At 72.3% G+C, this 22,165-nt stretch carries 14 protein-coding genes; 6 read left to right on the forward strand and 8 right to left on the reverse strand.

Translation table 11 applies throughout. The features are described 5' to 3' along the window. The first annotated feature begins 9 nt into the window (after window positions 1–9). On the forward strand, window positions 10–4,092 hold the full coding sequence (locus tag AC6I72_RS35040; protein WP_498005510.1) for an RICIN domain-containing protein: 4,083 nt from the start codon (window positions 10–12) through the stop codon (window positions 4,090–4,092). 156 nt (window positions 4,093–4,248) lie between these two features. Next, window positions 4,249–5,499: an alpha-L-fucosidase gene (locus AC6I72_RS35045; RefSeq protein ID WP_498006444.1), complete on the forward strand. Its 1,251-nt coding sequence runs from the start codon at window positions 4,249–4,251 to the stop codon at window positions 5,497–5,499. 25 nt (window positions 5,500–5,524) lie between these two features. Here the strand turns inward: AC6I72_RS35045 and AC6I72_RS35050 are convergent, their stop codons facing one another. The 6 genes from AC6I72_RS35050 to AC6I72_RS35075 form a co-directional block, all read right to left on the reverse strand. Then, complete coding sequence (locus AC6I72_RS35050) at window positions 5,525–5,974, reverse strand: peptidase inhibitor family I36 protein (RefSeq protein ID WP_498005512.1); 450 nt, start codon at window positions 5,972–5,974, stop codon at window positions 5,525–5,527. A 230-nt stretch (window positions 5,975–6,204) separates the two neighbouring features. Continuing rightward, window positions 6,205–7,044 carry a carbohydrate ABC transporter permease gene (locus AC6I72_RS35055; protein ID WP_498005513.1) on the reverse strand — a complete coding sequence of 280 codons (840 nt, stop codon included), beginning with the start codon at window positions 7,042–7,044 and terminating at the stop codon, window positions 6,205–6,207. Beyond that, window positions 7,041–8,411, reverse strand: coding sequence for a carbohydrate ABC transporter permease (locus AC6I72_RS35060; protein ID WP_498005515.1), 1,371 nt, complete (start codon window positions 8,409–8,411; stop codon window positions 7,041–7,043). Before AC6I72_RS35060 ends, AC6I72_RS35055 begins: the two co-directional genes overlap by 4 nt. Before the next feature lie 6 nt (window positions 8,412–8,417). Beyond that, window positions 8,418–9,752: an ABC transporter substrate-binding protein gene (locus AC6I72_RS35065; RefSeq protein WP_498005517.1), complete on the reverse strand. Its 1,335-nt coding sequence runs from the start codon at window positions 9,750–9,752 to the stop codon at window positions 8,418–8,420. A gap of 43 nt (window positions 9,753–9,795) precedes the next feature. Beyond that, complete coding sequence (locus AC6I72_RS35070; RefSeq protein ID WP_498005519.1) at window positions 9,796–11,427, reverse strand: glycoside hydrolase family 13 protein; 1,632 nt, start codon at window positions 11,425–11,427, stop codon at window positions 9,796–9,798. Window positions 11,428–11,608: 181 nt separating this feature from the next. Then, window positions 11,609–12,880: an ABC transporter substrate-binding protein gene (locus AC6I72_RS35075; RefSeq protein ID WP_498005521.1), complete on the reverse strand. Its 1,272-nt coding sequence runs from the start codon at window positions 12,878–12,880 to the stop codon at window positions 11,609–11,611. Window positions 12,881–13,007: 127 nt separating this feature from the next. Here AC6I72_RS35075 and AC6I72_RS35080 point away from each other — a divergent pair, with 127 nt between their 5' ends. From AC6I72_RS35080 to AC6I72_RS35095, 4 genes are all read left to right on the forward strand, one after another. After that, window positions 13,008–13,523, forward strand: a complete 516-nt coding sequence (locus AC6I72_RS35080; RefSeq protein WP_498005523.1) for a PadR family transcriptional regulator — start codon at window positions 13,008–13,010, stop codon at window positions 13,521–13,523. Window positions 13,524–13,532: 9 nt separating this feature from the next. After that, window positions 13,533–14,318, forward strand: coding sequence for an ABC transporter ATP-binding protein (locus tag AC6I72_RS35085; RefSeq protein ID WP_498005524.1), 786 nt, complete (start codon window positions 13,533–13,535; stop codon window positions 14,316–14,318). A gap of 42 nt (window positions 14,319–14,360) precedes the next feature. After that, on the forward strand, window positions 14,361–16,643 hold the full coding sequence (locus AC6I72_RS35090) for an FtsX-like permease family protein (protein ID WP_498005526.1): 2,283 nt from the start codon (window positions 14,361–14,363) through the stop codon (window positions 16,641–16,643). A 127-nt stretch (window positions 16,644–16,770) separates the two neighbouring features. After that, on the forward strand, window positions 16,771–17,802 hold the full coding sequence (locus AC6I72_RS35095; protein WP_498005528.1) for a M28 family peptidase: 1,032 nt from the start codon (window positions 16,771–16,773) through the stop codon (window positions 17,800–17,802). A gap of 45 nt (window positions 17,803–17,847) precedes the next feature. On the opposite strand, the gene AC6I72_RS35100 is transcribed toward AC6I72_RS35095, so the two are convergent. Continuing rightward, window positions 17,848–18,762: a Bax inhibitor-1/YccA family membrane protein gene (locus AC6I72_RS35100; RefSeq protein WP_498005530.1), complete on the reverse strand. Its 915-nt coding sequence runs from the start codon at window positions 18,760–18,762 to the stop codon at window positions 17,848–17,850. 179 nt (window positions 18,763–18,941) lie between these two features. Then, window positions 18,942–22,112 carry a DUF5010 domain-containing protein gene (locus tag AC6I72_RS35105; protein ID WP_498005532.1) on the reverse strand — a complete coding sequence of 1,057 codons (3,171 nt, stop codon included), beginning with the start codon at window positions 22,110–22,112 and terminating at the stop codon, window positions 18,942–18,944. Window positions 22,113–22,165: the final 53 nt, after the last annotated feature.

Consider the following 22,165-nt stretch of genomic DNA (forward strand, 5'->3'; position numbering starts at 1 on the left):
GCACGAGGTGTGAGAGAGATTACACAGGCCTCCCGAGGGCGGCCCCGCGGAGCACTCCGGGCGGCTCTGCTGCCGGGCGCGCTGACCGCCCTTGTCCTGGCGGCCCTGCTGCCCGCCTCCGCCGCCGGCGCCGGTACGGCCGCCGGCGCCCGGACCGCCACCGCGCGGACCGCCGCCACCACCACGACGGCCTGGCAGAACGGCGCCTTCCAGGTGGACCGGGCCGGTGTCGTGCGCCGCTCGGACGTGGTGCTGGGCAGGCCCGGCACCGAGCCGGCCGAGTCGATGCCGCTGGGCAACGGCGTACTGGGCGCCGCGGTCTGGGCCGCGAACGGGTTCACGGCCCAGCTCAACCGCGCCGACACGTTCCCGGACCGCAAGTCGCCCGGCCAGGTGTCCGTCCCAGGGCTGAAGGCACTGACCGGGGCCGACGACTTCTCCGCCCGGCTCGACCTGTACGACGGGGTGCTCAGGGAGAGCGGCGGCGGGATGACGGCGACCGTCTACACCCGCGCGGACCGCGACGAGCTGGTGGTGGACGTCACCGGTGCGGATCCGGACACCCCGCAGACGGTGGACGGGGACCTGTGGGACGGGCGGTCGCCCTCGGCCGCCGCGTCGGGGCCGCTCGCCACACTCGCCGAGACCTGGCAGGACTCCGGCACCGGCGGCACCGGCGACACGTACGGCAGTCTGCTCGCGATCACGGCCTCGGGCCGCGAGGTGACGTCCTCCGTCCGTGACGGGGACTCGGTGCGGGTGTCGTTCAAGCCCGCCGCCGACGGCAGCTTCCGGGTCGTCGTGGCCGCGCCCCACTGGGCGGGCGGCGACGCCACCGCGGCGGCCACGTCCTACCTCGGCGGCGACGCCACCGCGCCGGGCGCGAGCCTGCTCGATCCGCACCTGGCCTGGTGGCACGACTTCTGGTCGAAGACCGGGACGATGAAGATCGAGTCGGCGGACGGCACCGGGCCGTACGTCGAGAACCTGCGCACGGTCCACCTCTACCAGGCGGCGGCGAGCAACCGGGGCAGCCTTCCGGGCACCCAGGCGGGGGTGGCGGACCTGTTCGCCTTCTCCCGCGACAAGCACGACTGGTCCCCGGCGAGCTATTGGTGGTGGAACCTGCGGATGCAGGCCGCCGCCAACCTCACCTCGGGCGCCGGGCAGCTCAACACGCCGTTCTACCGGCTCTACACGTCGAACCTGGCCGCCATCGAGGCGTGGACGAAGGACCACATGCCCGGGCACACGGGCGCGTGCGTCCCGGAGACGATGCGCTTCAACGGCAACGGCTACTTCGACGGCGGCACCGGCAACGCCTCCTGCGAGGCTAGCGTGACCTCGTACAACGCGCAGACGGTCAGCACCGGCGCGGAAGTCTCCCTGGCGCTGTGGCAGCAGTACCGGACCACCGGCGACCTGGCGTTCCTCCAGGACGCCTACCCGTTGATGCGCTCCAGCGCCCGGTTCCTGCTGTCGTACGCCACCACCGGCACCGACGGCCTGCTGCACACCCGGGCCAACGCGCACGAGACGCAGTGGGACGTCAAGGAGCCCGTCACGGACGTCGCCGCGATGCAGGCGCTGTTCCCCGTGGTGGTCTCGGCGGCGAAGGCCCTCGGCACCGACGCGGACCTCGTCACGCAGCTCACGGCCGTCCAGAAGAAGCTGCCGCCGCTGCCGCGCACGGACGCCGCGACCCACACCAAGGTCCTCGGCCCGGACGCGGACGCCTCCGGGGACGACGTCATCGCCGTCTCCGCCGAGCCGACCGCGCCCACGCACAACTCCGAGAACCTGGACCTGGAACCGGTCTGGCCCTACGGCCTGATCGGCGACTCGGGTGACCTGCACACGCTGGCCGACCGGACCTTCGAGCACCGCCAGTACCCGAACGACGCGAACTGGAGCTTCGACGCCCTCCAGGCGGCCCGCCTCGGCAAGGCGGACGCGGTCGAGGAGGGGCTGCTCTACAACGTGACCAACCAGCTGTACCCCTCCGGTCTCGCCGCCAACAACAACGTGCTGCGCGGCAACGAGCCGTACAGCGAGAGCGGCGGGGTCATCGCCGCGGCGGTGAACGAGGCGCTCGTGCAGGACTACGACGACGTGCTGCGCATCGCCCCCGCCGTCCCGGCGGACTGGGACGTGGACGGCACGGTGACCGTCCACGACGGCGCGAAGGTGGACGTGCAGACGCGCGGCGGCACGCCGGTGACCGTGGTCCTCGAAGCCGGGCGGGACGCCTCCTTCGTCACCCGCAACCCCTGGCCCGGTCAGCCGGCCGGGGTGGTGGACGCCGCCGACGGCAGCACGGTCGTGCCGTTCACCGCCGGCTCGCAGTTCACCCTGCCCGCCCGCGCCGGGCACGCCTACCTGATCGAACGCCAGTCGGCCCCCGTCACCTCGCTCCCCTTCCAGCAGGTGGGCGGCGTGCCCGCGGTGCTGCCCCGGCACCTGGGCAGGACGTCGATCGGCCTGGACTTCCCGGTCTCCCCCGCGCCCGCCGGACCCGTCGGCACCCTCGCGGCGGTCGGCGGCACCTGTGTGCGGCACGCGGGCGGCCTGGCCAACGGCACCGCGGTGCAGACCGGCGTCTGCGACGGGAGCGCCGACGAGCAGTGGATCGCGGGCCGGGACGGTTCGCTGTGGGTGCAGGGCAAGTGCGCGATGCCCGCGGGCCGCAGCTCGACGCCCGGCACCGCCCTGGTGCTGGCGGCCTGCGACGGCTCCGCGGTCCAGCAGTGGCGGGCGGGCTCCGGCCGCACCCTGGTCAACCAGGCCTCCGGACTCTGCGCCGAGGTGCGCGGGTCGGCGACCGCGGACGGCACCCCCCTGGTCACCCGCGCCTGTGACGCCTCGGTGACCGGTCAGCGGTTCGATCCGCCCACGGTCCCCGCCGGGCCGCGCGGGCACCTCACCGGCATCGGCGGCATGTGCGCCGACTCGGCCGGCTCCAGCGCGGCGCCGGACACCCAGCTCCAGCTGAACACCTGCGGCACCGCCGAGTCCCAGCAGTGGACGGTGGCCGAGGACGGCACGCTGCGCCTGTTCGACTCGCGCTGCATGACGCCCGAGGGCGGCGGCACCGCGGACAACGGGACCCAGGTGGTACTGGAGATCTGCGACGGCTCGGCGGCGCAGCGGTGGCACGCGGGACCCGACGGCGGCGTGGTGAACGACCTGTCCGGCCGCTGCCTGGACGTCAAGGACACCTCGTCGGCCGTGGGCGCGCTGATGTGGCTGTGGAACTGCGGTCCGGTCACCGACGCCAAGGTGTGGCAGCTGCCCACCGTGCAGGGACCCACCGGCCGGATCGCCGGCTACGGCGGCAAGTGCGCCGACCTCGCGGGCTCCGGCTCCACCGACGCGCCCGGCACGCAGGTGCAGTTGAACACCTGCGGCACCGGCACCTCGCAGCAGTGGACCCTCGCCCCGGACGGCACGGTGCGCGTCCTCGGCAGGTGCCTGGCCCTCAGCGGCGGCGGCACCGCGAACGGCACCCGTGCCGTGCTCGCCGCCTGCGACGGCTCGTCCGCCCAGCAGTGGCAGCAGGCCGCCGACCACGGGCTGGTGTCGAAGAAGTCGGGCACGTGTCTGGACGCCACCGGCCCCAGCTCGGCCAACGGCACGCCGTTGCAGATCTGGGCCTGCGCGGGCTCGGACAACCAGCGCTGGCAGGTGCCGGCACCGGGTCCTGCCGGACGGGTGACGGGCATCGGCGGCAAGTGCGTGGACCTGGCGGGCTCCGGATCCACCAACGCGGCCGGTACGCCGGTGCAGTTGAACACCTGCGGCACGGGCGTGTCCCAGCAGTGGTCCGTCGCCCTGGACGGCACGCTGCAGACGCTCGGCGACTGCATGGGGGTGTCCGGCGACGGCACCGCCAGCGGCACCCCGGTCGTCCTCCAGGTGTGCAGCACCTCGGCCGGACAGAAGTGGACGCCGCGGTCCGACGGCACCCTGGTCAACTCCCTGTCGGGGCGGTGCCTGGACGCGACGGGCGCGAGTTCGGCGAACGGCACCAGGCTCCAGATCTGGACCTGCGCGGGCTCCGCGCAGCAGACCTGGCGGCTGCCCGCGAGCTGAGAGCCGGAGCGGCCCGCCCGGAGCCTGTCGGGTTCCGGGCGGGCCGCCGGCCGTTCACCGCCCGCACCGCGGGCCGGCCGCACGAAGAGCTGTTCGATGGTAGACATCAACGGACCGGTGAGAACGTCCGACCGTGCCAGGAGAGTTGCCGTGCCCGTGCCCACAGCGTCCACGGGGTGGTTCGAGACCGCCCGCTTCGGACTGTTCGTCCATTTCGGCCTGTACAGCCTCGCCGCCCGGCACGAGTGGGTGCGCAGCCGGGAGGCCATGCCGCAGGAGGCGTACGACCGCTACCTGGAGCGGTTCGACCCGGACCTGTTCGACGCGGGCGAGCTGGCCCGCGCGGCCAAGGCGGCCGGCATGCGCTACGCCGTGCTCACCGCCAAGCACCACGACGGGTTCTGCCTCTACGACTCGGCGCTGACCTCGTACACCTCACAGCGTGCGGCCGGCCGCGACCTGGTGCGGGAGTTCGCCGAAGCGATGCGCGCCGAGGGGCTGCGGGTCGGTCTGTACTACTCGCTGCTGGACTGGCACCACCCGGACTTCACCGTCGACGCCCACCACCCGCTGCGCGACACCCCGGCCGCGCGGGAGCCCCGGGACATGGCCCGCTACCGCGCCTACCTGCACGGTCAGGTCGAGGAGCTGCTCACCGGCTACGGCCCGATCGACCTGCTCTTCTTCGACTTCACCTACCCGGGCAAGGGCCCTCGCGAGTGGGGCTCGCAGGAACTGCTCGCCATGGCACGCTCGTTGCAGCCCGGCATTCTCGTCAACGACCGGTCGGGCATCCCCGGCGACTACGTGACACCCGAGCAGTACCAGCCCGACCGCCCGCTCGAGCGCGACGGCTCCCCGGTGACGTGGGAGGCCTGCCACACCCTGAACGGCTCGTGGGGGTACGACCGGGACAACCACGAGTACAAGGACCCGGCGCTGCTGGTGCGGATGCTGGTGGAGTCCGTGGCGTGCGGCGGCAACCTGCTGCTCAACGTGGGTCCCACCGGCAGGGGTGCGCTGGACCCGCGGGCCCGGCAGACGCTGCGGGCCATCGGCGACTGGATGGCCCTGCACGAGCGCTCGGTGCGCGGCGCGGGGCCCAGCGGCACGGCGGCGCCGGCCAACACGCTCTGCACCCGCGCGGGACGCCGCCTCTACGTGCACCTGCTCGCCTGGCCGCTCAGGCACCTCCACCTGCCGGGGCTCGCGGGCCGGGTGCGCTACGCGCAACTGCTGCACGACGGTTCGGAGATCGGTTTCCACGAGCAGGACGGCGCCGGGCACGAGCACGTGAACATGGCACCCCCGGGGCAGCCCGCCGGCACCCTCACGCTGACCCTGCCCGTCACCCGCCCCGACGTCCTGCTGCCCGTGATCGAGCTGGAGCTGGCCGACGGCGAGTGACGGGCGGGCGCCCGGAGCGGGTCCGTCAGGTGCCCGCTCCCGCTTCCTTCCAGATGGACAGCCCCGACGCGCGGTCGTTGAAGCCGAAGTCGGCCAGGTTCGCCAGGTGGTGGTAGGAGTGCACGCGGAGATCCACGTATCCGTCCGTCTTCGGCACGTCCGTCATCGCCCAGGGATAGTTGGTGTTGTTGATCACCGAGGAGATGCTGTTGTTCATCGAGCTGCCGATGTCCGTGCCGATGTTGAGGTAGGTGTCCCTCTCACCCCAGCGGATGCCGACCGACTTGCCCTGGTAGTTGGCGTCGGTGTAGACGCAGAACTCGTACTTCGACGGGTTGCAGTCCGAGCCGACGTTCCAGACACCCACCTGCCACGGCTCGCTGGCGGACGCCGTCGTGGTCGTGCCCAGCACGGTCACGCCCGCGGCGAGCACGGTCAGACCGATACCGGCGAGGCGCTTGTTGCGCAGTTTCACTGTGTTCCCTGTCCCTCTGTGCGGCACACCGAAGATCCTTCTCATCAAAATCAACGTGTGCGGAGGGGCGGGGGTTCACTCCGGTTCGCGCGACGCGGAGCCGCGGCCTCGCGGCCGCGCGTCCGGGACCGGCCCGCGGCCCGCCGCGCCCTGCCGGTGAACGCGGCGGGGGCGGAGGCCGTGTGCCTCCGCCCCCGCCCGGACCGCGTGCCCCCTGCGGGGCCGGGTTCCTACTTGACCGACCCGGCCATCACGCCCTGCACGAAGTGCCGCTGGAAGGCGAAGAACACCACGAGCGGTACGACGAGCGACACGAAGGCGCCCGGCGCGAGGACGTCGATGTTGCTGCCGAACTGCCGCACCTGCGACTGGAGCTCCACCGTCAGCGGCTGGGAGGAGCTGTCGGCGAACAGCAGGGCCACCAGCAGGTCGTTCCACACCCACAGGAACTGGAAGATGGCCAGGCTGGCGATGGCCGGCCGGCCGACCGGCAGGACGAGCTGGACGAAGATCCGCCACTCGCTGCCGCCGTCCATGCGGGCGGCCTCCAGCATCTCCTTGGGGATCTCGGCGAAGTAGTTGCGCAGCAGGAACACCGCGAACGGCAGACCGTAGGCCACGTGGAAGAGGACGACGCCGGGGATCGTGCCGAACAGGCCGAGCTGTCCGAAGAGCTTGGCGACCGGCAGCAGACCGATCTGGACGGGCACCACCAGCAGGGCCACCACCAGCAGGAACAGCGGCTCGCGGCCGGGGAAGTCCAGCCAGGCGAAGGCGTACCCGGCGAGCGCGGCGAGGACGACGACGAGAGCGGTCGCCGGCACCGAGATCAGCACGGTGTTCCAGAAGGCGCGGGTGATCCCGGCGTTGCCCAGCAGGGACGAGTAGTTGTCGAAGGACAGCTGTCCCGGGCTGGTCAGGGCCGTCCACCAGCCGCCCTTCGCGGTGTCCTCGGAGGAGCGCATCGAGGAGACGAAGAGCCCCGCCAGCGGCGTCAGCCAGATCAGGCCGATCACCACGAGGAAGGCCTGCACCAGGCCGTTGCCCAGGCCCCTCCTGACCGCGTTCATCGCTGACTCTCCTTGAAACGGCGGACGTTGAAGACCATCGCGGGGATGACGAGGACCAGCAGCAGCACCCCGAGCGCGCTGCCCAGGCCCTGGTTGTTGCCTCCGCCGAAGGACACCAGCCACATCTGGGTGGCGAGTACGGTGGCGTCCTCCTGCACCGGGCCGGGCGCGATGATGTAGACGAGGTCGAAGACCTTCAGGACGTTGATGACCAGCGTCACGAAGACCACGGTGAGGACGGGCGCGAGCAGTGGCACGGTGATGCGCCGGAAGACCTGCCACTCGTTGGCCCCGTCCATGCGGGCCGCCTCCAGGGTGTCACGGGGCAGTGTGGACAGGCCCGCGCCGATCAGGACCATCGCGAAGCCGGTCCAGATCCACAGGTAGGCGCCGATGATGGCGGGTGTCACGAGGGTCGGGCCGAGCCAGGAGATGCCCTGGTAGGGCGGCGCGAAGTTGGAGGCGGGCAGTTTGAGCACGAACGAGCCCGTGTGCAGACCGGAGAAGTGGAAGGAGCCGTCGGCCGCGGTCGTGGCGCTCGCCACCGTGCGTCCGCCGCTCACCGCCTCGACCTTCATCCCGGGCAGGCCGCTCTCCCGCCGGTCGACCTTGCCCGGGGTGCCCGCCCCGCCGGGGGTGAAGTCCAGGTAGACGACGCCGCGCACCTCACCGGAGACGGGCCCGCGGGCGCTCGCCGGGTAGGCCGGCGCGGCGTTCTTCGGCAGGTCCTTGGGCAGGACGCCGACCATCGGGATCGCCACCGCGGAACCGGGCCTGACCGCCTCGGTGGTGTAGGAGCCGTCGCTGCCCCGGGTCAGTTCCCCAGGGCCGGTGCGGGCCCGCGCCGTCGGGTAGGACGAGGTGCCGCTGAAGGCGTCGTGGACGGAGACGGCCGCCGCGTTGAGCACGCCCTTGTCGGGGTCCTGGTCGTAGGCGAGCCGGAAGATGATCCCGGCGGCGAGGAAGGACACGGCCATGGGCATGAACAGCAGCAGCTTGAACGCGGTGGCCCAGCGGACCTTCTCCACCAGGACGGCGAGGATCAGGCCGAGCCCGGTCAGCAGCGCGGGGGCGACGACCACCCAGATGACGGTGTTCCGGATCGCCTTGAGCGTCGCCGGGTCGCGGAACATCTCGGTGTAGTTGTCCGCGCCGACGAAGCGGTCACCGGAGGCGTCGAAGAAGCTGCGTCCGATGGAGAACAGGACGGGGTAGACGACGAGCGCGCCGAGCAGGAGCAGCGCGGGGAAGGCGAACAGCAGGGCGATGATCCGCCCCCGCCGCCGCAGCCGCCGGGCACCGGCGGCGGGGGCGGCGGGCGGCGGGGGACCCGCCGCCGTCTCCTTGGTGAGTGTGGTGGCGGTCATGTCGGATCAGCCCTGGCCCTGGTACGCCTTGGCCGCGGCGGCCTCCAGCTGGGCGGCGGTGCCCTTGGGGTTGGACGGGTCGCGCAGGAAGTCCTGGAGCAGCTTCCACTCGCCGACGCCCTTCGTGCCGCCGAACGAGGCGGGTGCCTGGTCCGACATGTCGAAGCGGACGGAGTCGCCGGCCTGGATGAGGGACTTGGCGGTGGCCCGGGTGACGTCGTCGCCGTAGGTGGCGAGGTCGAGAGCCTTGTTCGGGGAGAGGAAGCCGCCCGCCTTGGCCCACACGCCCGCGGCCTCCGGGGTGGCCAGGTACTCCACGAGCTGCATGCCGGCCTTGCTGTTCTTGCCGTCCTTGAGGACGACGGCGGCGTCACCGCCGCTGACCACCGGCGCCTTGCCGCCGTCGACCGGCGGGAACGGGAAGAAGTTCGCGTCCTTGCCGACGGTCCTGCCGAACTGGTCGTGGGCGACACCGGCGACGAAGTCGCCCTCGTAGACCATGCCGGCCTCGGGCTTGGGGCCGAAGACCTTCTCCACCGAGCCGGGGAAGTCGGTGTTCAGGGCCTCCTTCTGGCCGCCCGCGATCAGCTGCTTGTCCTTGAACAGCTTGCCGAGCGTGTCCAGCGCCTCGACCACACTGGCGTCGGTCCACTTGAGCTTGTGCGCGGCGAGCGCGTCGTACTTCTCGGGTCCGGCCTGGGAGAGGTAGACGTTCTCGAACCAGTCGGTGAGGGTCCAGCCGTCCTCGCCGGCGACCGCGAAGGCGGCGAGTCCGGAGTCGGAAACGGTGTGCCCGGCCTTGAGCATGTCCGCGTAGGTGGCCGGGGGCTGGACGCCGGCCTGGGTGAGCGCGTCGGGGCTGTACCAGACGGTCGACTTGTGGGCGGCCTTGAAGTACAGGCCGTACAGGGTGTTGCCGACGCTGCCGTACTTCTTCCAGACGGGTGCGTAGTTCGCGCCGACGGACTGCTGGGCGGTGGCGGACAGCGGCTTGAGCCAGCCCTTCTGGGCGAACTGCTGGAGCACTCCGACCTGCGGGACCATCACGACGTCGGGGGCGTTGCCGCCCTCGATCTTGCTGCCGATCACGGTCGAGACGTTGTCGCCGGTCGAGACGAACTGGGTCTTCGCCCCGGTCTTCTCGGTGAAGGCGTCCAGCACCTTCTGGAAGTTCTTCTGCTCGCTGCCGGTCCAGACGCCGGCCACGGTGACCGTCTGGCCGCTCAGCGCCTTGCTGCCGCCGCCCGCAGCGACGGGGTCGTCGCTGCCGCAGGCGGTGGCGCCGAGGGCGAGGACGAGTGCGGTGCAGCCGGTGAGAAGTGCGGTACGTCGTCGCATCATCGTTGATGTCCCTTCAGGGGTGGGGAACTGACTGACGGAAAACTCAGAGGCCGGCGGGGTCGGTGATCCACCAGGCGGCGGTGGAGCCGGCGAGCACACCGGGCGGGCACGGCCCGCTGGCCAGCAGGGGGGTGCCGGGCACCGGGGCGGGGGTGGGGGCCGTACCGAAGTTGACGGCGCAGACCAGGCCGTCGCCGCGGGTGAAGGCGAGGATCCCGGGCGGGGTGTCGAGCCAGCGCAGCGTTCCCTCGCCCAGTTGCGGCAGCGCGGAGCGCAGTTGCAGGCCCTCTCGGTAGAGGTGCCAGAACGACCGGGTGTCGGCGAGCGCGCGGTCGGTGACGTATTCGGCGAAGTACTCGGGCTGCGGCAGCCACGGCTTGGCGTTCTCCGTGCCGGAGGTGAAGCCGAAGGGGGACGCCTGTCCGGACCAGGGCAGCGGGACCCGGCAGCCGTCGCGGATGCGGGCCCGGCTGCCGGTGCGGTGGAAGATCGGGTCGGTGAGCACGTCGTCGGGCAGGTCGACGACCTCGGGCAGGCCCAGTTCCTCGCCCTGGTAGATGTACGCCGCCCCGGGCAGGGCGAGCATCAGCAGCGCGGCGGCGCGGGCGCGGGCGGCGCCCAGCCCGCTGCCCTCGGGGGTGGGCTCGCCGTAGCGGGTGACGGTGCGGACCTGGTCGTGGTTGTTGAGGACCCAGGTGACGGTGGAGCCGGTGCCGGCGATGTCCTGCATGGCCTCGGAGACGACCTTGCGGAACGCGTCGGGGTCCCAGGGGGCGCTGAGCAGGTCGAAGAAGAACGCCTGGTGCAGTTCGTCGGGGCGGACGTACCGGGCGTGTTCGCGTGCGGTGGGTACGGACACCTCGCCGACGAGCAGCCGCTCCTGGCCGTCCCGGGCGGTGTACTCCTCGCACAGGGAGCGCCAGCGCCGCCACACGTCGTGGACCTCGGGCTGGTTCCAGGCGAGCGGGTTGACCGAGTCACGGGTGCGGGCGTCGGCCTCGGGGTCGGGTGAGTCGGGCAGGTCGGGGTGTTTGAACAGCCCGGCGGCGACGTCGATGCGGAAGCCGTCCACACCCCGGTCCAGCCAGAACCGCAGGACGCGGTCGAACTCGGCGGCCACCTCGGGGGTGCGCCAGTTCCAGTCGGGCTGTTCGGGTGTGAACATGTGCAGGTACCACTGGCCGGGCCGGCCGTCGGCCTCGGTGACCCGGCTCCAGGCGGGGCCGCCGAACATGGCGTGCCAGTTGTTGGGCGGTTCGGCACCACCGGGCCCGCGGCCGTCGGCGAAGTGGAAGCGGGCGCGGGCCGCGCTGCCGGGCGGCGAGTCGAGCGCCTGCCGGAACCACGGGTGCTCGCTGGAGCAGTGGTTGGGGACGATGTCGAGGAGGACCTTGACGCCGAGCTGGCGGGCCGCGGTCATCAGCCGGTCGAACTCGGCGAGGTCGCCGAAGAGCGGGTCGACGTCGCAGTAGTCGGCGACGTCGTAGCCGTGGTCGTGCTGCGGGGAGCGGTAGAAGGGGCTCAGCCAGATGCCGTCGACCCCGAGTTTCTTCAGATACGGCAGCCCCGCGCGGACCCCGGCCAGATCGCCGACGCCGTCACCGGTGCTGTCCAGAAAGCTGCGGACGTACACCTGGTAGATCACGGCGTCACGCCACCAACGATGCCTGTTCACATGATTGACCTGTCTCTGAAAGCCCGTCGTTGTGCATGCATGTTATGTATGTGTTTCAGGCAGCTGTCAACGAAGTGGCCGAGACTACTGGGAAGTTACCTCCGTGAAAACGCCCCAAAACGGGACGTACGACGGCAGGGTGTTATGGCCGCGTTACCTAACAAGTAACTAGGAGGTGTGACTAGCGGTGGGTGATGTCGTCCAGTTCCCGCGCCAGCCGGCGCACGGCCTGCTCGGGCGTCTGCTGCCCGGTCAGCGCGTCATGGACGACCGCCTGCACCACCAGGCTGACCTGGTCGTAGCGCGGGCTCTTGGGGCGCGGCGCGGCGGCGAGCACGGCGGCGCGCAGGGTCGGCAGGTAGGGGAACCGCCGCACCAGCTCCGGGTCCTGGTACAGGTCCGCCCGGACCGGGGGCAGCGCTCCCCGGGTGAGAACCTGCCGCTGGACCTGTTCACCGGTGAGGTACTGGATCAGGCGCTCGGCGGACTCCGGGTGCCGGGCATGCGTGTTGACGGCGAGGTCGGATCCGCCCAGCACACTCGTGCCGGGTCCGTCCGGGCCGGGCAGCGGCACCGCGCCGATCTTCCCGGCGACCGGGGAGCCCTCGGCGGAGGCGACGGCGTAGGCGTAGGGCCAGTTGCGCAGGAAGAGCAGGCGGCCGTCCTGGAAGGCCTGCTTGGACTCCTCCTCCTTGTAGGACAGCGCGGCCCGGGGGATCCAGCCCTCGCGCAGGCCGCGCGCCAGGAAGCCGATGCCCTCGCGGGCCGCGGCCGAGTCGACGGTGACGCGCCGGCCCTCCTCGCCGAGGATCGTGCCGCCCGCGGAGTACACGGCCTCGGCCGCGTTGACGGTGAGGCCCTCGTAGGACAGGAACTGGCCCGCGTAGCCGTCGAGCCCGTACTCGGGCGCGATGGTCTTGGCGTCCCGTTCCAGCTCGGCCCAGGTGCGCGGCGGCGGCACGCCCTCCTTCGCGAGCACGTCCTTGCGGTACAGGAGCAGTCCGGCGTTGGTGACGTACGGGACGGCGTACAGACGGCCGTCGTAGGTCGCCGTGTCGACGACGGGCGGCAGGAAGGACTTCAGCGGGAAGCGTCCGGCCGGCAGCGGGCGGATCCAGCCGGCCGCGGCGAACTCCGAGGTCCAGTTGACGTCGATGTTGAGGACGTCGAAGCGGCTGCGGTCGCCGCCGCGCAGGTCCGTGGCCATCTGCGCGTGCGTCTCGTCGGCGGAGTCGGGCAGCTCGACCAGCGTCACCCGCTCCGCGGGGTGGGTCCTGTTCCAGCCCTCCAGGAGAGGCCCGAGATAGCCGGTGAGGTCTCCCGCGGTGGCCAGGGTGAGCGGTCCGCGCGTGCTGCCGCCGCCCTCCTCGGCGCGGGCGCCCGAGGCGAGGTAGCCGGTCATGACCACGACCAGTGCGAGAAGACCCCTACCGGTGGCCCGTATCCACCGCATAGGTTCCTCCTTGCACACCGGCGCCGGCACCTTCGCCGAGCGTCAGCCCATGTATACCCGTTAGGTATGGGCGATACTAGAGTCTGGAGCACAACAGGCAGATGACAAGGCTAGGAGGACTGCACGAGTGCGCCTGCCCCTCCTGGCCCTTCTCGCACGCGGCCCGGCACACGGCTACGAGCTGAAGCAGGACCTTGAGCAACTGCTCGGCTCAGCGTACCCTCAGCCGAACGTCGGCCAGATCTACGTGACCCTGGGCCGCCTGGAGAAGACCGGCCTGATCCAGGGGGAGCAGGTCGAGCAGTCCAGCCGGCCCAACAAGAAGATCTACCACCTCACCGACGCCGGACGGGACGAACTGCGCACCTGGTTCGCGGAGCCCGAGGACGAACCGCGGGTGCGGGACGAGTTCTTCATGAAGCTCGTCCTCGCCCCGCAGACCGGCCTCGCCGACCAGATCGCCCTCATCAACCAGCAGCGGCGGCAGTACCTCAACACCATGCGTCAGTTGTCCAGGCTGGCCGCGGCCGAGGACCGGGAGAACCGGATCGCCCAGCTGCTCATCGAGGGCGCCATGCTGCACCTCCAGGCCGATCTGGACTGGCTGGAGCGGTGTCAGGAGGAACTGGAGGACCAGGAGTGAACGACCGCCATGAGTGACGGGCGCTCTCGCGGGGAACAGACCGCCGAACCCCCCGTGCTGCGGGCCGAGCAGCTGGTGAAGACCCACTACGGCGAGGGGGCGCCCGCGCACGCCGTGCGCGGGGTCGACCTGTCGGTGGGGCGGGGTGAGTTCGTGGCGGTCACCGGGCCCTCCGGGGCCGGCAAGTCGACCCTGCTCCACCTGCTCGGCGGGCTGCAACGGCCGGACCGGGGAAGCATCTGGCTGGACGGCCGGTGCACCGACTCCTACAGCGAGGCCCGCTGGGCCCAGGAGCGCAGGCGGACCGTGGGGATCGTCTTCCAGTTCTTCAACCTGGTCTCCAGCCTGTCCGTCGCCGACAACGTCGAACTGCCCGCCCTGCTCGCCGGCCGCACCCCCCGGCAGGCCCGCGCCGAGCGCGAGGAACTCCTCGGCGAACTGGGGCTCGACGGCAAGGAACGCAGCATGCCGGGCGAACTGTCCGGCGGCGAACAGCAGCGGGTGGCGCTCGCCCGCGCCCTGGTCAACCACCCCCCGCTGCTCCTGGCCGACGAGCCGGCCGGAAGCCTCGACAGCAAGGGGACCCGCGAGGTGATGCGGCTGCTGTCCCGCTTCCACCGGCGCGGCCAGGCGATCGTGCTCGTCACCCATGACGCCCGGCTGGCCAGCGCCGCCGACCGGGTGATCAGCTTCTTCGACGGCCGGATAGCCGACGACGCGGAGCTGGACGGGACATCCGCCCCGGGCACCGGCGGCATCACACGTGTGCTGGAGCTGAAGGAGCGGACGCGATGAGCGGCGCACCCCGGCATCCGACCCGTCCGAAGGGCTGAGACCGTGCGAGCCACGTTGCGCTGGGCCCACTCCGATCTGCGCACCCACCGCGGTGAGGCCCTCTTCCTCGTGCTGGCCACGGCCGGCATCGTCGTCTCGCTGCTGCTGGCCACCGCGCTGTTCGGCTACGCCACCAACCCGTGGCAGCGGGTGTTCACACAGTCCCGCGGCGCACACGTGTGGATCCACACCGTCAAGAACGCCGACACCGGCCGCCTCGCCTCCCTGGACGGCGTCCAGGCCGTGGCCGGCCCCTACACCGACACGTTCGCCACCGTGTCCCTGCGCGGGGTGCGCGCCTCCGTCGAGCTGCGCGGGACCCCGGCGCCGCCGTCGGTGGACCGGCCCCTGCTCGTCTCCGGCCACTGGCTCGACCCGCGGGAGGCGGGCGGCGTCGTCCTGGAGAGCAGCCTCGCCCGCGCCCTGCTCGCCGAACCCGGCGACACGCTCACCCTGCCCGACACCGCCCGCACCCTGACCGTGGTCGGCGTCGCCGAGAGCGCCGCACCCCGCTACCGGCCGGGCGAGCAGCCGGGGCTGGTGTGGGCGCCGCCCGGCGCGGTCGGTGACGGCGGCGGCCAGGTCGTCGGGCTGCGCCTGACCGACCCGGACGACACGGACTACGCCGTCCAGCGGGCCGTGACCGTGCTGGGCGCCGGTGTGGTCGGCGAGGTCTCCACCTGGCGGCAGGCACGGGCCGAGGCCCAGGGCGACGACCGGCTGCTCGGTCAGGTGCTCGGCCTGTTCGGCGTGGCGGCGCTGCTGGCGGCCGGGCTCGCCGTGCACGGCGCGATCGGCGCCCGGATCCGCGGGCACCTGCGCGACATCTCCGTGCTGAAGGCGATCGGTTTCACCCCCGGTCAGGTGGTCCGGATCTTCCTGCTGCAACACGTGGCGTACGCCGTGCTCGGATCGGTGGCCGCCGCGGTCCTCGTCCGCGGCCTGGGGCCGCGTGTCCCGGGGCGGCTCGGGGACGCGGTCGGCGTGTGGCAGGGACTGCCGGGTCACAGCGCCGCCCTGCTCGCGGTGCCGGTCTGCACCGTCCTGTTCATCGGCGCCGTCACCGGCCTGGCGGCCTGGCGGGCGGGTCGGGTACCGCCCGTACCGGTGCCGCGCCGCACGGCGGTGTCCGGCGGACGGCTGACCGGCGCCGCGCGCCGCGCCCTCGGCCTGCGGCTGCCGCCCGGCGTCCTGCTGGGCTGGCACCGGACCGTCACCAGCCGCCGGCGCACCCTGGCCACGGTCGGCAGGTTCGCCCTCCCGCTGCTGCTCATCGTGGTCGCGACCAGCGCCTGGACCACCATCGACCGCTTCCACGGCCACCCCGAACGCCTCGGACTGCCCGCCTCGCTGACGGTCCGTACGGACGGCACGCTGGACGACCGGGAGACCCGCGCCGTGCTCCGGCGTGAGCCCCGCGTGGCCGCCGTCTACCCGGGGGTGCAACTGGCGGCGCTGGTACCGGGGCAGACGTCCACCATCGCCCTGCGCGGCCTCGGCACCCGCCAGGACCCCTACCCGTACCGCGTCGCCGAGGGCCGCGCCGCCCACGGCCCCGACGAGGCGGTCGCCGGCCAGGGCCTGCTCGACCTGCTGGACGCGCACGTGGGCGACTGGGTCCGCATGACGGTGGCCGGCCGGCCGCAGGTGCTGCACATCGTGGGCCGCAGCATCGAACCGGCGAACGCCGGACGGGTCATCTCCACCTCCCTGGACACCCTGCGCGAGAACGACCCCGGGCTGAGCGCCACCCTCTACCAGGTGCGCCTGCGCCCGGCCGCCGATCCGCACCAGGTCGGCGCGGCGCTGGCCAGGGCCGGGCACGGACACCTGGACGTGCACCCGGTGCCCAGCCCCGCCGACGGGCTGTCCGCCCTGCGCGGTCTCGTCGCCGGTCTCGTCTGCGTCCTCGCGCTGATCGGGCTGATCGAGCTGCTGGCCGCGATCGGCAGCACCGTCCGGGAGGGCGAACGCGACCTGCCGGCCCTGAGCGCCATCGGACTGACGCCCCGGCAGGTCTGCGCGATCACGGTGACGGCGACCGCCTGCACGGCACTGGCGGCCGTCGCGCTCGCCACGGCCGTGGGCCTGCCGCTCGCCCACTGGCTGATCGACGCCCAGGGACGCTCCAGCGGCATCGGGGCCGGGATCGCGGCCGGCCCCTCCCCGCTCTTCCTGGCCCTGCTCGCCGTGACCGCGGTCGCCGGTGCCGCCGCTCTGGCCGCGGTGCCCGCCTCGCGGGCCGTCCGGCGCCGGCCCGCCGACACCCTGAACACCGGCGCGTGAGAGCCGGGCCTTTCCGAAGATGCCGGTTCCCGGGTGCGCCCCGCACTCAGGTGTGCGGGGCGCCCACGGTGCGGGGAGTGTTAGGTTTCTCGGCGTACGACACACCTTGCCGAGACCCGGAGTGGTGATGGACGAGGGCACACCCGCCCCGGGCGGGACCGGGCCGTTCGCGGACGCGGACGTCGCACGGCTGCGCCGGGACGTGGAGTTCCTCACCGCCGCCGGGCCGCGCAGCCGCCGGCGCGCGCCGCGGGCGATGGAGCGCGCCGAGGCGTACGTCCGTGAGCGACTGGCCGACGCCGGCTGGCAGGTGGAGCGGCAGCCGTTCGACCTGCGGTGGCGGATCGGCGCGACCGACCGGCACGGACATCGCGCGCTCGCCCTCAAACCCCGCCTGCACCGCCGGTTGCGCGGCGCCAACCTGATCGCCACCCTGCCCGGCGCCCTCGCGGGGCCCACGGTGCTGGTCGGCGCGCATCTGGACAGTGTCGACGGCAGCCCGGGAGCGGACGACAACGCCTCCGGAGTGGCGGTGGTGCTGGAGACCGCGCGCCTGCTGGCCCGGCTCCCCCGGCCGCCTGCGGTCACCCTCGCCGTGTTCGACATGGAGGAACTCGGCCTCATCGGCGCCCGGCACGCCGCCCGCGAACTGGGCCGGGACGGCCGCGTCGCCGGGATGATCTGCCTGGAGTCGGTCGGATGCTTCGACGACACACCGGGCAGCCAGCGGCTCCCGCCCGGCTTCGCCACCGCCTTCCCCGAGGCGGCGGCGGCCACCCGCGCCGACGGCCTGCGCGGTGACTTCACGCTCGTGGTGCACCGGCGCTCCTCGGCCGCCGCGGCCGCGCACTGGCAGCGGGCCGCCGCGGCGGCCTCCCCCGGCGTGCGCGGCATCCTGCTGCGGGACCCGCGGCCCGACGGCCCGCTGGGCCTGCTCATCGGCCTGGCCGTCCCGCCCGCCGGCCATCTCGGACGCAGCGACCACGCGCCCTTCTGGAACCGGCGGATCCCGGCGCTGATGCTCACCGACACGGCGAACTTCCGCAATCCGCACTACCACCGGGCGACCGACGTTCCGGCGACGCTGGACTTCGCGCGGCTGGCCTCGGTCACCGCCGCGACCGCCGCCACCGCCGTCTCCTGGCCGCGCGGCACCTGACGGCCGGACCGCCCGCGCGGGCCCGGGCTCGGGGTCCGCGCACGGTCAGTAGAGGTCGTCCTGCGGTACGAGGGTGAGCAGCCGTACGGTCTCCACGTACAGCCACACCAGGGTCAGCGTGAGGCCGAAGGCCGCGAGCCACGCCTCCTGCGCGGGCACCCCCCGGGTGAGCGCGTGCTGGACCCGGCGCAGGTGGAGGGCCAGGAAGGACGTGCCCAGGACGACGCCCACCACGCCGGCGAGGACACCGGGGACACCGCTGCGCAGACCGAGGCCTTCCGCGTCGGAGAGAGCGGGCAGGACGAGGTCCGCGGCGGCCAGGAACACCAGCCCGAGCGCCCCGGCCCCGGCGAGCCCGCGGCCCCGGCGCCCGATACGCGTCCAGCGCAGCCGGTGGGCCGCCAGCACACCGGCGCAGGCGGTCATCGTGCCCAGCACCAGTTGCGCGCACGCCCCGGGCGCCACGCGGGCGCAGACGGTGTTCGACAGCACGCCCAGAAAGGCCCCCTGCCCCACCGCGTGGGTGAAGGCCAGCGCCGCCGACGGACGGCTGCGCGCGTACTGGACCAGCACCAGGGCGAGGACGAGCAGTGCGGCGGCGCCCGCGAGGCCGTACGACCAGCCGGTGCCGGCCGGGGCCACCGGCGGCACCGTCCAGGCCAGCACGGCGGTCAGGGTCGCCGTCGCGAGAGTGAGGGCCGCGCGGGAGACCACGGCGTCCATGGTCAGCAGGTTCGCGACGGGCCACGGCGACGGCTCGGGGCCGGGGTCGGGCGAGGACCCCGGCTCGGTGTCCTGCCCGGTGCCGGTCCGCTCCCGCCCCACGGCGAGTCCGGCCTCCACCTCGACCTGCGTACCCCGGTCACCGGCGGCCGTCTTCCGCCCGCCCCGGCGTTCGAACCGCCGCCGGGACAGCAGGGGGTTGCTGCTCTTCAGGGAACGCTGCTCGACACCCGCCACGGCAGACACCTTTCTCTACGGACTCACACTTTCGCACACATTTCTCCCGAACCCCACTGCCTGCCTCACATACATATGTTTCGCTCGTCGAAACGACGGGTGCTTCGGAACATGGCGCGGCGCCCCGGGCCAATGGCCCGGGGCGCCGTGCACACCGTCCTGTCCCGTGAAGCGGGCTGTCAGGCGGGGAGTTTCCAGAGCTGGTTGTCGGAGGCCGCACAGGTCCAGATCTGGAGCTTGGTGCCGTTGGCGGAACTCGGACCCGTCGCGTCCAGGCACTTGCCCGACTGCGTACCCACCAGCGTCCCGTTCGCCTGCGCCTGCCACTTCTGCGACGCCGCACCCGAACACGCCGACAACTGCACCTGCGTACCGTTCGCCGTACCGCCCCCGGCCACCGTCATGCACTTGCCCAACGCCCGCAGCGTGCCATCCGCCGCCACCGTCCAGGACTGCGCACTGCCCGTCCCGCACGTGTTCAACTGCACCGCCGTACCGTTCGCCGACACAGCACCCGCCACCTCGGCACACTTACCGCCGTACCCGCTGACCACACCCGTCGGACGCGACGACGGAACCCCCCAGATCTGATTGTCCGAACCCGCACACGCCCAGATCTGAAGCCTGGTGCCGTTGGCCGAACTCGGACCCGTCGCATCCAGGCACCTGCCCGACTGCGCACCCACCAGCGTCCCGTTCCCCTGCACCTGCCACTTCTGCGACCCCGCACCCGAACACGCCGACAACTGCACCGCAGTACCGTCCCCGGTACCACCACCAGCCACCGTCATGCACTTGCCCAACGCCCGCAACGAGCCATCACCCGCCACCGTCCAGGACTGCGACGACGACGAACCACAGGCGTTCAACTGCACCGCCGTACCATCCGCCGACGCACCCCCCGCCACCTCGACACACTTGCCGTTGAACCCCGCGATCCGCCCCGAAGGACCCGACACCGGGACATCCGACGGCACCTTCCACTTCTGACCCACGTCACCCGCGTTGCACTCCCAGATGATCAACGGATTGCCGTCCGCCGTACTCCCGTCCGCATCCTCCAGACAGAAACCCGACCTGGCATTCACCAGATACCCGTTCGCCGCATCCACCGACCACTGCTGCTCCCTCGAACCGTCGCACGACGCGATCCGCGCCCGGGTCCCGTTGGCGGTCCCGCCGTTCTCGGTGGTGAGGCACTTGCCCAGGACCCGCACGGAGGCGTCGGGGGCGAGCGTCCAGGTCTGGGTGCCGCTGCCGGCGCAGGTGTTCAGGACGGCCTGGGTGCCGTCGGCCGCGCTGCCCTGGGCGAGGTCCACGCACTTGCCGCCGATCCCGGTGATCGGGCCGGTCGGGCCCACCGGCGCGGGGGCCGGCGGCGCGGCGATCGTGCTCGCCGTCCAGTAGTTGGCGTTCAGCGACCCGGTCGGGAACTCCAGCCGTACCGTGTGCAGCCTGCCGGCCGGGAGCTGGAACGTGCCCGCGTCGACCGTCGTGTACTTCTGCCAGTCGCCGGTGCTGGGCACGGCGACGGTGGGGCCGGCCTTGCCGTCCACCACGAAGCGGACCTGGGCGCCGTCGTTCGGCGTGGCCACCCGGGCGGCGAGCTTCACCGTGCCCTGCAACGGCCGGCTGTTCCAGGTGAGGGACTCGCCGGGCGCGATGTCGCCGACGTTCCAGCCGCCACCGGTGTCACCGGTGCTCTGGACATCGATGTCACCGCTGCGATAGGTGTTCCACGAGTTGCCCGCGGTGGCCCCGGCGAACGCGTCCGCCGTCTCCGCCTCGACCTTGTACTCCGTGGGGAAGGGGTCCGTGGAGTAGCGGCGCAGGGTGTCGATCATCTGGTTGGGGTAGTCGGTCAGCCGCTCCTCGTACGTGCCGTCGGCCGTACGCGCCAGCATGGCGTTCTCCTCCCAGTCGGTGAAACCCTCGACCAGGGTGATGTCCGCGCCCGCGTTGACCGTGGCGTCCAGGGTCTGGCTGAGCTTCCTGCCGTGGTCCGCGTCCATGATCATGTTCGTGTCGCTGTTGACGACGCGGAAGCCGGGCGTGGCGATGCCGTACTGGCGGCCGTTCAGCGACGCGGCCCGGCCGGTGAGCACCCGGAAGCCGTCCACCGTGGCCGGTGCGGTGGACTTGTTCACCACCTTGATGGTGTGCGTGCCGTCCGTCAGCCCTGACTTCTCGAAGACGGTCTGCTGCGTCTTCAGCGCGCTGCCGGTGTTCAGCCTGACCGTGACGGGGGTCTGCCCGTCGACGGAGACGTCGACGCTGCCCTGGTCCGGCGCGGTGCGCGCCAGGTACTGGACGCCGGTCCCGATGAAGGAGTACGTGACGGCCGCGCCCGCCTGCGAGGACGACTGGTAGGTGTTCTTGTAGTCCCCGGCTCCGTCGGAGGTCCGGTAGTCCCAGCCGTCGCCGAACTTCAGCTGGCCGTTGTCGATCACCGGCTGGTAGGTGGCCGTCGAGGAGCCCTGGGGCAGCACGAACCAGTTGTTGATGCCGTCGATCTGCGAGATCACGCTGGGATCGCGGTCCGGCCAGCTGCTGTCGACGACGTAGTACGGGTCGACGCCGAACTCCGTCTTCGCGCGTGAGCGGGCGTACCGGAGCAGTTTGGACAGGTTGCCGTCGCCCTGGTTGGTGAACGCGAAGTCGTTGACCGACCACTCGTAGATCAGCGGGCGGCCGTCGACCTTGTAGAGCATGTCGTCCGGGATGCGGGAGAAGAACTCGCGCTGGTTGTTGTCCCAGAAGTACTGGTAGCCGCCTTCCCCGGTGCCGTCCGCGTCACCGATGTCGAAGGGGGGTGTGTAGCCGCCGGTGTGGTGGACGGCCCGGTTCTTCTTGTCGGTGAGGGTGGCGGGTGTGTCGTCCAGCGCCGCGATCTTGAGCCGGTCCGCGACACCGCGCCGTTTGATCGCGTCGACCAGCGGGGTGAGCGCCCTGGGGTCGCCCGCGCCGTCGGGGACGGCGTTGCCGGGGCCGAAGCCCCGCAGGTCGACGGCGACGAAGTCGACGCCGGCGGTGGTGAGTTCCTCGACGTAGTTGTCCCAGAAGGAGTCCGGGTCGGAGGCCTTCGGCTCGTACATCGGCCGGTTGTAGTTGTGGTTGACCGGTTGTTCGTAGGGGCCGCCCGCCAGGGTGATGTCGGAGAACCCGAACGTCACCCCCAGCGCCCCGCCCTTGCCGGGGACCCGGCCGGGCAGGACGGTCCCGCCGTCGACGACGACCGGTGTGTCGGCGGCGGCGCCCGCCGGGGCCGCCTGGGCCACCGCCGGGCCGAGCGCCACCGGGCCCAGCGTCGTCAGCGCGACCAGGCCGAGCGCGAGTGCCGTACCCGCCACCGTGCGGCCTCGCCGACCGGGCACAGGTCTGTGCCATGAGAACACGTGTTTCC

This window comes from Streptomyces sp. Xyl84, assembly GCF_059731885.1.